This window comes from Aquamicrobium terrae (assembly GCF_040545735.1).
In the GTDB taxonomy this organism is placed as follows: Bacteria; Pseudomonadota; Alphaproteobacteria; order Rhizobiales; family Rhizobiaceae; genus Mesorhizobium; species Mesorhizobium terrae_A.
The window spans coordinates 104405-119306 of the sequence record NZ_JBEPML010000006.1 but is presented as its reverse complement, the minus strand read 5'-3'; the positions used below and the strand labels follow the sequence as shown (position 1 = coordinate 119306).

General features: G+C 67.7%; 10 protein-coding genes and 1 pseudogene. 3 read left to right on the top strand and 8 right to left on the bottom strand.

What is annotated here, in order from left to right:
- The first annotated feature begins 3 nt into the window (after nt 1-3).
- From ABID37_RS10770 to ABID37_RS10760, 3 genes are read left to right on the top strand one after another with little or no spacing between them, the layout of a single operon-like run.
- A complete protein-coding gene (locus ABID37_RS10770) occupies nt 4-1701 on the top strand; it encodes a di-heme oxidoreductase family protein (RefSeq protein ID WP_435521552.1) in 1698 nt (565 codons plus the stop codon).
- Nucleotides 1702-2772 (top strand): imelysin family protein, encoded by a 1071-nt coding sequence (locus tag ABID37_RS10765; RefSeq protein ID WP_354194499.1) that lies wholly within the window; start codon nt 1702-1704, stop codon nt 2770-2772.
- Nucleotides 2773-2807: 35 nt separating this feature from the next.
- Entirely contained in the window at nt 2808-3911 is a 1104-nt protein-coding gene (locus ABID37_RS10760) for a DUF1513 domain-containing protein (RefSeq protein WP_354194497.1), read from the top strand.
- Nucleotides 3912-4154: 243 nt separating this feature from the next.
- Here the strand turns inward: ABID37_RS10760 and ABID37_RS10755 are convergent.
- The 8 genes and pseudogenes from ABID37_RS10755 to ABID37_RS10720 all read right to left on the bottom strand — a co-directional run.
- Nucleotides 4155-5459 (bottom strand): annotated as a pseudogene (locus ABID37_RS10755) (YifB family Mg chelatase-like AAA ATPase); the annotation flags it as partial.
- Nucleotides 5460-5934: 475 nt separating this feature from the next.
- Nucleotides 5935-6969 (bottom strand): glycine betaine/L-proline ABC transporter substrate-binding protein ProX, encoded by a 1035-nt coding sequence (gene proX / locus ABID37_RS10750; RefSeq protein WP_354194493.1) that lies wholly within the window; start codon nt 6967-6969, stop codon nt 5935-5937.
- A gap of 107 nt (nt 6970-7076) precedes the next feature.
- On the bottom strand, nt 7077-7982 hold the full coding sequence (locus ABID37_RS10745) for an ABC transporter permease (RefSeq protein WP_354194491.1): 906 nt from the start codon (nt 7980-7982) through the stop codon (nt 7077-7079).
- A 2-nt stretch (nt 7983-7984) separates the two neighbouring features.
- Nucleotides 7985-9097, bottom strand: coding sequence for a quaternary amine ABC transporter ATP-binding protein (locus ABID37_RS10740; protein WP_354194489.1), 1113 nt, complete (start codon nt 9095-9097; stop codon nt 7985-7987).
- A 357-nt stretch (nt 9098-9454) separates the two neighbouring features.
- Nucleotides 9455-10405: a LysR substrate-binding domain-containing protein gene (locus tag ABID37_RS10735; RefSeq protein ID WP_354194487.1), complete on the bottom strand. Its 951-nt coding sequence runs from the start codon at nt 10403-10405 to the stop codon at nt 9455-9457.
- Nucleotides 10406-10473: 68 nt separating this feature from the next.
- Nucleotides 10474-12939 (bottom strand): ATP-dependent helicase HrpB, encoded by a 2466-nt coding sequence (gene hrpB, locus ABID37_RS10730; RefSeq protein ID WP_354194485.1) that lies wholly within the window; start codon nt 12937-12939, stop codon nt 10474-10476.
- A gap of 7 nt (nt 12940-12946) precedes the next feature.
- Entirely contained in the window at nt 12947-13933 is a 987-nt protein-coding gene (locus ABID37_RS10725; protein WP_354194483.1) for a Gfo/Idh/MocA family protein, read from the bottom strand.
- Nucleotides 13934-14008: 75 nt separating this feature from the next.
- Nucleotides 14009-14899, bottom strand: a complete 891-nt coding sequence (locus tag ABID37_RS10720) for a LysR family transcriptional regulator (RefSeq protein ID WP_354194481.1) — start codon at nt 14897-14899, stop codon at nt 14009-14011.
- Nucleotides 14900-14902: the final 3 nt, after the last annotated feature.

Sequence of the window (14902 nt, the reverse complement as noted above, 5' to 3'; positions counted from 1 at the left end):
GGAATGCGGCGCATACTAGGTTTTCTGCGCCGCCGGCGGCGGGCCGGCTCTGGCCTGCCGCATCCCTCCGATCCCGGAGCCGGCTCCGGGCCCGCACGACATGGTGCCGCAAGGCGTGTTCGCCTGGCGTCGGGTGGGTGTGACTGCGCCGCCCCCTGCGGGTGGCGGCTCATGCTTCTTCGGACGGGCGCGGGCGCCCTGGCGGCGCTGCTGCTGGTGCCGGCCTCGCCGGCGACGGCCGGCGACCTGCCCGACACGCCTTCGGTGCGCGACGACCTCACGCCCAAGGACCTTGCCCGCGTCAGGGCGATCACCACGCCGACCGCGGATTTTTCCAGGCCCGAACAGTTCGAACTGATGCAGGGCGGCGCCGGCACCGCGAAGAAGCGCATCAACGCCAATTCCTTCTCGCACTCCTCGGCCAACATCACCTTCGAGGAGGAAGGCACCTTCAAGCTCGGCAACGCCATCTTCCGCAAGAACTGGGTGTCGTCGCCCTCCTCCACCCAGGCCTCGGACGGGCTGGGACCGCTGTTCAACGCCCGCGCCTGCCAGAGCTGTCATCTCAAAGACGGGCGCGGCCACCCGCCGGAGGCCAGCCTCGACGCCACCTCCATGTTCCTGCGCCTTGCCCGGGAAGCCGAGACGGAAGAGGAGAAGCAGGCGGTCGCCGCGCACCAGGTGCTGAACTTCCCTGATCCGGTCTACGGCACCCAGTTGCAGGACCTCGCCGTGCCGGGGCTGGTCAGCGAAGGGCGCATGCGCATCACCTATGAGGACGTGCCCGTCACCCTCGGCGACGGCACCGCCGTCTCGCTGCGCAAGCCGAGCTATGCGATCGACGACCTCGGCTACGGTCCGCTGGACAAGCGCACGACCTTGTCGCCGCGCATCGCCAACCCGATGATCGGCCTCGGCCTCGTCGAGCAGATCCACCCCGCCGACATCCTCGCCAATGCCGACCCCGACGATGCGAACGGCGACGGCATTTCCGGCAAGGCGGCGATCGTGCCCGATCCCGCAACCGGCAAGCCGACGCTCGGCCGCTTCGGCTGGAAGGCCCAGGCGGCCACCATCCGCCAGCAATCGGCCGACGCGCTGGCCGGCGACATCGGCATTTCCTCGCCCGAGGCGCCGCGCCATTGGGGCGACTGCACCGAGGCGCAGAAGACCTGCCTCGAAATGCAGACCGGCGTGCAGGCGCGGCTCGGCGACACCGAGGCGCCGGAGCCGATCATGGACCTGGTGACCTTCTACTCGCAGAACCTTGCCGTGCCGGTGCGCCGCGATCTCGACAACAAGGAGGTCCTGGCCGGCAAGCAGGCGTTCTACGACATGGGCTGCACCTCCTGCCACACGCCCAAATTCGTCACCCGCCGCGATGCGCCGAACAAGGCGCATGCCTTCCAGCTCATCTGGCCCTATTCCGACTTCCTGCTGCACGACATGGGCGAAGGGCTCGCCGACGGGCAGCAGGTGGGCGTCGCCGACGGCCATGAGTGGCGCACGCCGCCGCTGTGGGGCATCGGGCTGACGCAACGGGTGAACAACCACACCTTCTTCCTGCATGACGGGCGCGCCCGCAACCTGACCGAAGCCATATTGTGGCACGGCGGCGAGGCGCAAGGCGCGCGCGACCGCTTTGCCGCCGCCGGTGCCGAAGACCGCGCGGCGCTGATCAAGTTCCTGGAGTCGCTCTAGATGAAATCCCTGGCGCTCGCCTTGGCCTTCTCCCTCTTCATACCGGCCGCAACCCAAGCGGCGATGCCGGCTTCCGACGTCATCGGACAGGCGGTCGAGGGCTTCGTCCGCCCTGCCTATGGCGACCTCGCGGAGCACGCCGCCGCGCTCGAAACGGCCGTCGAGGCCCTGTGCAAGACCCCCTCGCAGGACGCCCTCGACAGCGCGCGCGCCGAATTCGGACAGGTCGCGCAAAGCTGGTCGAAAGTGGAGCTGATCATGTTCGGCCCCATCCGCGAGGGCAACCGGCTGGAGCGGTTGCTGTTCTGGCCGGACCGCAAGAGCATCGGCCTCAAGCAGGTGCAGGCCGCCCTTGCGGCCAAGGACCCGGATGCCGCCGACGCGGACAGGATCGCCGGCAAGAGCGTCGCCATGCAGGGCTTCGGGGCGCTGGAATATGTGCTGTTCGGCACCGATTCCGGGCAGCTGGCCGGAAGCGAAGGGGCCTATCGCTGCAGCTTCGGCGCGGCGGTGGCCGGCAACATCGCCGCTGTGAGCGCCGAGGTGCGCGACGCCTGGAACCGGACGGACGGCTTCGCCGCCATCTGGGGCAGCCCCGGCCCGGACAATCCCGTCTATCGCAACGGTTCGGAAGCCGTGACCGAGCTGATGGGCGTATTCATCAACGGGCTCGAAATGGTGCGCGACGTGCGGCTCAGGGGCTTCCTCGGCTCGCGCCCGGAAAAGGACAAGCCGAAGCAGGCGCTCTACTGGCGCTCGCAGGGCACGACCGCCTCGCTCGCCGCCAATCTCGAAGGCCTGCACGGCCTGTTCCGGGCCTCGCATCTTACCGATGCCCTATCGCCGGAGGCGCGCTGGATCGCCGAATCCATCGAAATTCAGCTCACCAACGGCGCCGAAGCTGCACGCTCCGTGCAAGGCCCGGTCGAGGAGGTGCTGGCCGATCCGGCACGGCGCGAAAAGCTCGACTACTACGGCACCGTCACCTCCAGCCTCTCCAACCTGTTCGGCGTGAGGCTGAGCGGCGAGTTCGGGCTGACCGCCGGTTTCTCGTCGCTCGACGGCGACTGACACGTGGAGACGGCCGAAACAGGAAAGGCACCGCAATGCGCACGCCACTGATCGACCGCCGCCACTTCCTGCGCGCCGCAGGCGCCGGCTTCGCCGCGGCCCTTGCCCCCGCCGCCTGGGCGCGCACGCTGGCGGCGGATGCCGTTTTCGCCACCGCCTTCGTGCGCCGCGACGGCAGCTACGGCGCGGCGGTGCTGTCCGAAGCCGGCAAGGTGCTGCACACGGTCGATCTGCCGGATCGCGGCCATGACGTGACCTTCGACCCCGTTTCCGGGCGCTCGGTAGTGTTCGCGCGCCAGCCCGGCACCTTCGCCATGGTTTTCGACCACAAGGGCCGCGAGGAGCCGCTGGCCATTGCCAGCGTGCCGGGCCGGCACTTCTTCGGCCATGGCGTGTTCACGCAGGACGGCGCGCTGCTCTACGCGACCGAGAACGACTTCGACAATGGCGAGGGCATGGTCGGCGTCTATGACGCCCGCTCCGGCTTCCGGCGCGTGGGCGAATTCCCCACCTACGGCGTCGGCCCGCATGAATTGCTGCTGCTCGGCGACGGACGCACGCTGGCCATCGCCAATGGCGGCATCGAAACCCATCCCGACTATGGCCGGGCCGAGCTCAACATCGCCACCATGCAGCCTTCCTATGTGCTGGTCGACCGCATCAGCGGCGACCTGATCGAGAAGCACGAGCTGCCCGCCGACCTGCACAAGCTGTCGATCCGCCACATGGACACCGACGCCGACGGCAATGTGTGGTTCGGCTGCCAGTATCGCGGGCCGGTGACCGACCGTCCGCCGCTGGTCGGCAAGGCCACGCGCGACAAGGGCATCGCGCTGATCGACATGCCGCAGGAGGTGCTCAACAGCCTGCGCAACTATGTCGGCTCGGTCGCCGCCAACCCCCTGTCGGGCACCGTGGCGGTGACCTCGCCGCAGGGCAATTCGCTGGCGGTGATCGATGCCGCGACAGCCAAAGTGCTGTCGGCACAGGACCTGACCGAAGTGTGCGGCGTCGCCCCGGACGGCAAGGGCTTTCTGGCGACCACGGGCAGCGGCGTCATCGTCGGGACCCACGGCAAATCCCTCGACGATCCCGACCATGTCTGGGACAACCACATGCTGCGCATCGAAGAGGCGTGAGCGCGAGCAGCCGGTGACGGCTGGCCTCTCATCCGCTTAAAGCGCGTCGCGATCTTCCAGGTTCGTTTCCTACGCTTTGAGCTTTTGTTTTTACGCATGTCGTTGTCCCGAAACCGGCTCCCACGTTCGGGCGACATGCTCTGGAGCAGCGGGCGTTCTGACGAACGCGGCCGCTGTTCTCCAGCTTGGTTTTCCAGCCGCATTTGTGCAACGCCAGACGATTCCGTCTGGCTGCAAAATGCTTCAGGCCGCATTCGCCAGACGCTGGCTGTCCATCCTGTAGGAAATCGCCTCGGCCAGATGGATCCGCCCGAGGTCCTCGCTGCCGTCGAGGTCGGCCAGCGTGCGCGCCACCTTCAGCACGCGATGGTAGGCGCGGCCGGAGAAGCCGAGTTTTTCGCTGGCGTCCTGCAACAGGGCCAGCCCCGCCTGATCCGGCGCGGCAACGGTCTCGATCAGCGACGGCGGGCACTGGGCGTTGGTGAGCACGCCGTCCGCGCCCGATGCCTCGAAGCGCACGCGCTGGAGCTCGCGGGCCCGCGCCACCCGAGCAGCGACGGAGGCGCTGGTTTCCGATTTGCCGGGCCGGATCAGATCAGTTGCAGAAATCGCCGGCACCTCGATCCTGAGATCGATGCGGTCGAGCAGCGGCCCGGAAATGCGTGCCTGATATTCGGTACGGCAGCGCTCGCCGCGCGCGCAACGGAAGCCCGGCTCGCCCGCCATGCCGCAGCGGCACGGGTTCATGGCCGCGACGAGCTGGATGCGCGCCGGATAGCTGACGCGATGATTGGCGCGGGCGATCATGCAGGCGCCGGTTTCCAGCGGCTGGCGCAGGGCATCGAGCGTCTGCGGCGAGAATTCGGGCAATTCGTCGAGGAACAGCACGCCGTGATGGGCGAGCGAGATTTCCCCCGGCCGCGCCCGCAGCCCGCCGCCGACCAGAGCCGCCATCGAGGCCGAATGATGCGGGGCGCGGAACGGACGCCGGTCGGTCAGCCGGCCCTCGGCCAGCTCGCCGGCAACGGAGGCGATCATCGACACTTCGAGCAATTCGCGCGGCGACAGCGGCGGCAGGATGGACGGCAGGCGCTGGGCGAGCATCGACTTGCCGGAGCCGGGCGGCCCGACCATCAGGAGATTGTGGCCGCCGGCGGCAGCCACTTCCAGCGCACGGCGGGCGCTTTCCTGGCCCTTGATGTCGGCAAGATCCGGCAGATCGGTGCCGCCGGCGCGTATTCCCGGCTCCGGACGCGACAACACCTGCGTGCCTTTGAAATGATTGGCCAGCGCGATCAGGCTGCGGGGCGCAAGGATGTCGATCTCGCTGCCGGCCCAGGCGGCTTCCGGGCCGCATTCATGCGGGCAGATCAGGCCCCTGCCCCCGGCATTGGCGGCAATGGCCGCCGGCAGCGCGCCGGCCACCGGGGCGATGGTGCCGTCGAGCGACAATTCGCCGAGCACCACATAGGCCGCCAGCGCATCGCCGGGCACCACGCCCAGCGCCGCCATCAGGCCGAGCGCGATCGGCAGGTCGTAGTGGCTGCCTGCTGCCAATCACCAAGCGATTGGCCGGCTCACCGCCTGCGATCGTCCCCACACCGGACGGTTGCAGAAGAGAAGCACGAATTGCCGCCCTCTTCAAGAACATTAAGGGAACAAAATCGTGGTAAAAGTGCATTCTGGTTGTACCGGATTGAAAAAAGAGAACGCCTGTTCCGGTGGGGAGGCGTCAAGTCTGCCTGCCGGGTGCGGAAGGTTGTTGCCCGGACAACAAATTCCGCTTTTCCGAAGCCGGCTCATCGCGCCGCCGGATGCGGGAGAAATGCATCTTGATACCCCTTCGAGGAACATCGCGGGAACAGACTTGCGTAAAAATTGCAATCCGGTTGCAGCCGATTGAGAAATGAGAACGCCTGTTCCGCCAAGCGGCCATGTGCAAAAAAGCCGGCGGAATGTACCGCCGGCTTTTGCAACGATGAGGGGGCCGACTCCGCAGAGCAGCCCTGATCGCGATCTCCGCTTACTGGGCGGCGGCCTTGGCGGCCTCGATCCAGCCGTCGAAGGTCTGCTGGTTGGCCTTGATCCATTCGTCGGCCTGACGCTCCAGATCGGCAGGCTTGTCCGCACCCTGATACATCTGGGCGTTCTGGGCGAAGATGTCCTCCAGCGGGATGCTCATCTCCTCGAACAGCTTCCTGGCGGCCGGGTTCTTCTCCAGGAACTCGTCATTGGCGACGACCTGGATGTCGTTGGCCGGCCAGCCCATCTGGCAGGGGTTGCTGGCGCAGCCCTTCACGTCGGGAATGGAGGTCTGCGACTCCATTTCCTTCTGGTCTTCCGGCAGCGACGGCTTCGACACTTCGAGCCACACCACGTCCTCGTCCGGCTTCAGCATGCCGACCGTCCAGTTCGGGGTCCAGGTGTAGAAGAAGATCGGCTTGCCCTGCTCGTAGCGGCTGATGGCATCGGCCATGGAGGCGGAATAGGCGGCCTTGATCGGCTCGACCGTGTCGCCCAGCCCGTAGGCTTCCATCTGGTGGGTGATGGTCAGTTCGCAGCCCCAGCCCGGCGGGCAGGCGACCAGATCGGCCTTGCCGTCGCCATTGTCGTCGAAAAGCTTGGCGACCTCGGGCTTCTTGAAGTCGTCGACGGTGCGGATGTTGTGCTCCTCGGCCGTCTTCTTGTCGATCAGATAGCCCTGCAACGCGCCGCCCTTGGCGACATAGCCGACAGTGCTGGCCTTGCCCTTGATCTCGTCCAGATAGGTGTTGTGCAGCGGGAACCAGCCGCTGGCCCAGAAGTCCATGTCACCCTGACCGAGCGCCTGGTAGAAGGGCGGATTGTCGAGCGCCGTCGGACCCTGGACCGTATAGCCCAGCGCTTCCATCGCCTTCTTGTAAACCTGGGCCTGGAACCACTCGGTGTCCCAGGTGGGCTGGCCCATGCGCACGGTCGTGCCTTCGCCCGGCAGCGATTGCGCAGCCAGCGGCGAGACGCTGAGCGTCAGTGCCGTCAGTGCCGCGCCGATACCGTAAAGAATCCTGTTTCCGGCCATTTCATGTTTCTCCCTGTTCTGGCGTTGGGTGAATTGGGACTTGGTCGTCCGTCGATATGTCTTGCGAGTTCTCCATGCATTGCTAAGGGGCATGCGGCGGGAGACCGTCAGCCTCCCCTGCCTTTGCCCTCGTTTCCGGTTTCGCCCAGCGCCTGCGTCACCCGGTCGAGGATGATCGCCATCAGCACGATGCCGAGGCCACCGACGCTGGCATAGCCGACATCGAGCCGGCCGAGGCCGGTGTTGACGATGAGGCCGAGGCCGCCGGCGCCGATCAGCGCGCCGATCACGGCCATGGACAGCGCCAGCATCAGCGTCTGGTTGACGCCGGTCATGATGGTGCGCAGCGCCAGCGGAAGCTGGATCTCCCACAGGATCTGGCGCGAGGTCGAGCCGAAGGCGCGGCCGGCCTCCACCAGTTCCTCCTGCACCTGGCGGATGCCGAGATTGGTGAGGCGCACCAGCGGCGGCAGGGCGAAGATGATGGTGGCGATGACGGCCGGCACCATGCCGACGCCGAACAGCATGACGATCGGCACCAGATAGACGAAGGACGGGATGGTCTGCATCACGTCCAGGATCGGCCGGATGATGGCCGCGGCCCTGTCGCTGCGCGCCGCCAGAATGCCGGCCGGAATGCCGACGATGATGCAGAACACCACGGCGGTGATGATCATGGCCAGCGTGACCATGGTCTCGCGCCATATGCCGATCCATTCGAGCAGCAGCAGCGACACCAGCGTGAAGAGGGCCACACCCCTGCCCGCCGCGCGCCAGGCGCCCAGCACGACCAGAACCAGCAACACGGCAAAGGGGATGGCGAGCAGCAGCGCCTGGAGGTTGTCCATGAGCATCTGGATCGGCATCTGCACGAGGCGGAAGAAGGGCCGCAGCATCGGCACCAGCCAATCCTTGACCACCATCTGGATCCAGTCGTCGAGCGGCAGTTCCCCGTAGCGGGACGGGCGGGCGAAGTCGGTGGCGGCGCGAAGCGTGTTCATCGTGTCGGACATGGTCACTGCCTCCCCTGCCTGGATGGATCCTGCTCGGCCTGGTCGCCGGCGAGCACCGAGGCGATGTCGGCCGCATCGACCCGGCCTTCGGGCCGGCCCTCGGCGCCCAGCACCACGATCGGGCCGCCTTCGGACGCGAGGCTGAAGGCCTCATGCAAGGGGCGGCTGCCCTCGATGGTGACGGCGCCCTTCTCGACCAGTTCCTGCAGCGCGGCAGGATCGTCGGTGCTGCGGATCGCCGTGCGCACCGGCAGCACCCGGCCGCGGTCGATGTCGCGGGTGAAGGCGGCGACATAGTCGTCGGCCGGGTTGAGCACGATCTCGGCCGGCCTGCCGACCTGCGCCAGGCGGCCGTCCTTCATCACCGCGACATGGTCGCCGAGCGTCAGCGCCTCGTTGAGGTCATGGGTGATGAAGATGATGGTGGTGCGGTAGCGGCGCTGTAATTCCATCAGCTCGCCCTGCATGTCGCGCCGGATCAGCGGATCGAGCGCGCTGAACGGCTCGTCCATGAGCAGGATCTCGGGATCGAGCGCCAGCGCCCGGGCAAGGCCGACGCGCTGCTGCATGCCGCCGCTGAGGTTGGAGGGGTAACGGTCCCCCCAGCCGGCAAGGCCGACATTCTCCAGCGCCTTCAGCGCCTTCTCGCGCCGCTCGGCCTTGGCCATGCCGCGCATCTTGAGCCCGTATTCGACATTCTCGGCCACGGTGCGGTGCGGCAGCAGCGCGAAATGCTGGAACACCATGGTGATCTTGCCGAGCCGCAATTCGCGCAGGCGATCCTCGGAGACGTTGACGATGTCCTCGCCGTCGATCTCGATGGAGCCGACGGACGGATCGTGCAGCCGGTTGAGGCAGCGCACCAGCGTGGACTTGCCCGAGCCGGACAGGCCCATGACCACGAAGATCTCGCCGGCCTCGACCGAGAAGGAGACGTTGTTGATGGCGAGCACCGCGCCGGTGCGCTTGAGGATGTCGCCCTTGGAAACGCCCTGGCGCGCCAGTTCGAGCGCTTCGCCGGCATTGGTGCCGAAGGCCTTGCTGACGCCGCGCACCTCGATGCGTCTGGCCGATTGCGAACTGGTCGGAGGTTCCGGGGTCTGCGTTCCGTGCATCAAGGGCGGCCTCCCGGTGAAACGGGAGCGATTGCCGGGGCGCCGGTGGTGGCGCATTCATATGCCGGAGTGCGGAAAGTGAAGATTTCGGCGCGGTTCCCATCCGGGAAGATGTGGAAGGCGCCGGGCGTTGCCTGGCAGTCGGCTTTCCCACGAGCGGAAAAGCCTGATTTCGATACTGGGATGACTCGTCTCCTCATCGTTCCTGCCCCCAATGCTCGTCCCGGGTTCCCAGCCGGTCGGCTTTCTATTTTGAGGGTCATGATTTCAAGCTTACCCCAGGGTTGTAAACCCCAAGGCCCCGAATGATAGGCATTACACCATGTAATGCAACCCGTAATGAAAGAAACCGGGACCCTACGCCTCGGAGAAGGCTGCAACGGCTTCCGGCTGGACGATGTCCGGCTGGGCGCGCTCCGCACGGATCCAGCGCAGGAAGGCATCCACCTGCGGCTTGACTGGCTGGCCGTTGCGCAGCACCACGAAGTAGGATTCGCGCGTGCGCAGCGACTCGGCGGAGACGCGCACCAGCCGGTTCTGCAACAGAAGATCGTGGACCAGCCTGTGCCAGCCGAGCGCGATGCCTTCGCCGCGCATCGCGGCATGGATGGCGTCGGTGTAGAAGCTGCAGCTCAACGTCACATTGCGGGGCGCGGCACCGTGGCCGAAGGCGTTGAGCCAGCGGTCCCAGCCGATCCAGCTCGGATCGGGAGAATCGCTGACGATCAGGCTGTGGCGGGTGAGATCGGCCACACAGTCGGGCGAGCCGTGGGCGGCCAGATAGTCGGGGCTGCACACCGGGAAAACATCGTCATTGAACAATATGATCGCCCGCCCGTCGGGCCAGTTGCCCTCGCCGTAGCGGATAGCGATGTCGACGTCCTCGCGCAGCAGGTTCACATTGGCGTCCTGGCTGATCACCTTCAGCCGGATCTCGGGGTGCCGGCGGCGGAAGTCGGAAATCTTCGGCAGCAGCCAGAAATGCGAGAAGGCCACCGACGCCGAGATGACCAGTTCGCCGGCGCTGGTTTCGGCGGTCAGAGACTGCACGGTGCGGGTGATGGTGCCCAGCGCCTCGGACATGGACTTCGACAAGGTCTGGCCGCGCTCGGTCAGTTCGATCGAGCGGTGCAGGCGGCGGAAAAGCTGGAAGCCCAGGTTCTGCTCCAAAGCCTGCACCTGACGGCTCACCGCCGCCTGGGTGATGCCGAGTTCGGCCGCGGCGCGGGTGAAGCTCAACTGCCGCGCGGCGGCTTCGAACACCACCAGCGACGTCATCGAGGGAAGCTGACGGCGAAAACCAGACATGAGCCTGCCTTATGCTTGAAACCGCATGATGGTCCGGAAGCCGGCATCCGGCAAGCCTCCTGTCGCGCTCACGTGCCCCTCGGCTTGGCGCGGCTGGTGGCCTCAGCCAGCAGCGGGTTCTCCGGCCAGACATGCTTGGGATAGCGCCCGCGCATGTCGGAGCGAACATCGGCCCACGAGCCCCGCCAGAAGCCGGGCAGGTCGCGGGTCGTCTGGATCGGCCGGTGCGCAGGCGACAGCAGCTCCAGCGTCAGCGGCACGGTGCCGCCGGCGATGGCGGGATGCTTGCTGAGTCCGAACAATTCCTGCACGCGGATGGCCAGAACCGGCTGCTCGCCATCGTAGCGGATCGGCACGCGACTGCCCGACGGCGCGTCGAAATGGGTGGGGGCCAGCGCATTGATACGCCGCTGCAAATCATGCGGCACCAATGCGGTGAGGCCGTCTGCAAGCGCGCCGCCGCCGATGGAGGAAAGCGAAGCCGCGCCGTTCAGGAAGGGCAAAAGCCATTCCTCCAGCCGGGCAACGAGCGCCTCGTCCGCCATGTCCGGCCAGGGCTCGCCCAGCCCCTTGTGCAGCCAGGACAGGCGCTGGCGCAGCGTCGTCGCTTGCCTGTCCCATGGCAGGATGGAGAGCCCGTGGGCGCGCACCGCATCGAGCACGGCTTCATTCGCCTCGTCACCCTTCGGGGCGGGCAGCATGCGCTCGGAAAGCACGATGGCACCGAGCCGGCTCTGCTCGCGCACCCGCACGCTGCGGCGCTCCAGATCGAACAGCGTCTCGCGGCGGCTTTCGATGTCGTGGCCGAGCAAGGCGCGGATATCGTCCTCGCCGACGGCGGCCGCTGCGGTGATGCGCGCGTTCTGCGCCTTGCCCTGCGAGTCCGCGACGACGAGGAAAGGCTCTCCGGCCAGCGGATCGGACGCATCGAGCATGGCGCCCGAGCCATTGGCGAGGACGAAGCGCCCGCGCTCGCCGCGCGCCTTGGCGACGCGATCCGGCCATGCATGGAGCAGCAGGGCGCCGGGGGTGGAAGGGTCCCCACCCCTGTAACCCTTGCCGGCGCTGCGCGCCAGCCGCTCGGCCAATTGCCGCGCCGCATTGGCGCGCGGCGAGCGTTCGCCGGCAAGGCGCATCAGCCGCCGCTCCAGATCGACGCTGTCGCCGCCCAGTCCGCGCTCGGTCAGGAGCACGGCGAGCACGGCGGCATCCCGCTCATCGCCGCTTCGGGCCGCCTCGGCCACCATATGCGCAAGCCGCACCGGCAGGGCGAGGCGGCGCATCGCCTGTCCGGCTTCGGTGAGGCGGCCGTCCGCATCGACGGCGCCCAGCGTGCGCAGCAGGTTGCGGGCCTCGTTGAGCGCCGGGCCGGGAGGCGGATCGAGGAAGGCGAGGCTGGCGGGATCGGCAACGCCGAAGGCCGCGCAATCAAGCACCAGCCCTGACAGATCGGCGGCGAGGATTTCCGGCGGCGTGAAGGCGGGCAGCGCTGCCGTCTGCTCGGCCCGCCACAGGCGGATCGCCACGCCGGGTTCGGTGCGGCCGGCGCGGCCGGCGCGCTGGTCGGCGGAGGCGCGCGACACCCGCACCGTCTCCAGCCGCGTCAGCCCGCTGGCCGGCTCGTAGTGCGGCAGCCGCGCCAGCCCGCTGTCGATGACGACGCGCACGCCGTCGATGGTGATCGATGTCTCGGCGATGGCGGTGGCCAGCACCACCTTGCGCCGGCCGGGCGGCGGCGGGCGGATGGCGGCGTCCTGCGCCTTGGCGTCCATCATGCCGTAAAGGGGCACGATATCGGTATCGACCCCGACGCGGCCTTCCAGCCGTTCGGCGGTGCGCTCGATCTCGCGCTGGCCGGGCAGGAAGGCGAGCACGCTGCCGGTCTCCTCGGCAAGGGCCGCGCGAGTGGCGGCGGCCATGGCGTCCTCGACCGGGGTGCCGGCGGGGCGCTCCTGATAACGGATGTCTATCGGGAACGACCGGCCCTCGCTCTCGATCACCGGCGCGCCGTCCAGCAGTTTTGCCACGCGCGCGCCGTCCAGCGTCGCCGACATGACCAGCAGCCGCAGATCGGGACGCAGCGCACCCTGCACGTCGAGCGCCAGCGCGAGACCGAAATCGCCATCCAGCGAGCGTTCGTGGAACTCGTCGAAGATCACCGCCCTGACGCCCGGCAGTTCGGGATCGTCGAGGATCATGCGTGCCAGCACGCCCTCGGTGGCGACAAGGATGCGGGTGCGCTCCGACACGCGCTTTTCCATGCGCATGGCATACCCGACCACACCACCCGGCTCCTCGCCGAGCAGGGACGCCATGCGCCTCGCGGCGGCGCGCGCGGCCAGCCGGCGTGGCTCCAGAAGCACGATGGTGCCACTGTTACGCCAGCCGGCCTCGAGCAGGGCCAGCGGCACCAGCGTCGTCTTGCCGGCACCCGGAGGCGCGACCAGCACCGCCTTGTTGCCCTTGTCGAGCGCTGCGGCGAGATCGGCCAGAGCGGCGGTGACCGGAAGCTCCGGCAGCGAAACGGCGCTCATGGAGGGCTCAGACCGGCTCCCAGCCGTCATGCGTGCCGGCCCGGAAGATGGCGTCGATGACCTTCTGGTTCGCCACCGAGTCCTCCAGCGTGAAGACACGGTCCCTGCCGCCGGCGGCCGCGCGGACGAAAGCCTCGACCTGCAGGCGATATTGCTGTGCCCCGGGAAAGCGGAACAGCTGCGCCGCATCGTGGTCCTGGTTGTGCAGCGTCACCCGCTGGTCGTCATAGAGCCCGGCGTTGAAGGGGGAGGCAATTTCTATGAAGCCCTTGTCGCCGTGGAACACCATGATCTGGCGGGCGGCCATCTGCGTCGAGAGATAGAAGGACAGTTCGAAACCGCCGAAATCGGCGCGCACCGAGGAATAGATGTCGGTGCCGAACGTCGCGTCGCGCTCGATGGCCGCCTGCACCCGCACAGGCTCGCCGCCCGTCGTGAAGCGCGTCGTCACGACCGGATAGACGCCGATGTCCGGCAGCGCGCCGCCGCCGAGATCGAGCTGGTTGCGCATGTTGTGCGGATCGACATTGAAGTAGGAAAAGGCGCCCTGCACATGGCGCAGCCGGCCGACGGCCCCTTCCGCGATCAGCGCGCGCACCTTGAGCCATTGCGGATGGTGAACGACCATGAAGGCCTCGCTGACCAGCACCTTGTGCCGATCGCGCAGCGCGATCAGCGGGGCGATGTCGGCGGCCTTCAGCGCCAGCGGCTTTTCCACCAGCACATGCTTGCCGGCCTCGATGGCCTTCGCCGCCCATTCGACATGCTGCGAGGTCGGCAGGGGAATGTAGACGCCATCCACCTCCGCAGAGGCCAGCAGCTCCTCATAGGAGCCGAAGGCGTGCGGGGCATTCCACCGGTCCGCCAGTTGCCGGGCGCGGGCCGGGTCGCGGCTGGCGATGGCTGCCACCACGCCGTTTTCCGAAGCGGCGATGGCCGGCAACAGATGGTCGCGGGCGATCTTCGCCGTCGAAAGGATACCCCAGCGGAACATGCTACTGCCTCCAGAATTGCCGGCCCGGATTTGCCCCAAAGGGGCGGAAATGCCAAGCGGTCGCCACAACAGGTTTTAGTCGCGCCAGCGAAAGAAATCCACGAAGGCGCGAAGCGCCGGGCGCATCTGCTTGCGGCTGGGATAGTAGACGAAGAACCCGTCAAAGGGCGGGCACCAGTCTTCCAGCAGGCGCACCAGCCGGCCCTCGGCCAATGGCTGGCGCACATAATCCTCGAAGAGGAAAGCAATGCCGGCGCCGTCGAGCGCGGCCTGCACGATCCCCCTGTCCTCACCGAGGATCAGCGGGCCGTCCACGTCCATGACGACCTCCTCGCCGGCCTTTTCGAACTCCCAGCGATAGATGACGCCGCTGGAAAAGCGGAAGCGGATGCAGCGGTGGCCGGCAAGGTCGCGCGGATGACGCGGCAGCGCCCTGCTCTCGATATAGGAGGGCGCCGCGACGACCGCGCTGCGCAGTTGCGGCCCGATGCGCACGGCGATCATGTCGCGTTGCAGGCTTTCGCCAAGCCGCACGCCGGCATCGAAGCCGCCTTCCACGACATCGGTGAAGCGGTCCTCGTTGACGATCTCGAGCCTGATATCCGGATAGGCGGCCGCGAAGGCGCCAAGGCGCGGCGCCAGCGCAAGCTCGGCGGCTGTGCGCGGAACGTTCAGGCGCAGGTTTCCCGCCGGCCGGTCACGCGCTTCCACCGCCTGCGTCAGCGCAAGGTCGATCTCCGACAGCGCCGGCCGCAGCCGCTCCAGCAGGACCGCCCCCTCCTCGGTAAGCGCGACGCTGCGCGTCGTGCGCGCCAGAAGCCGTACGCCCAGCCGCGCCTCCAGCGCCGAAACGGCATGGCTGACGGCCGACGGGGCAATGCCCAGTTCCCGTGCGGCGGCCCGGAAGCTGCCGTTCCGGGCGACCGCCGCGAAGACCGGGAGATGGGAAAGCTCATGACGCGACATTAA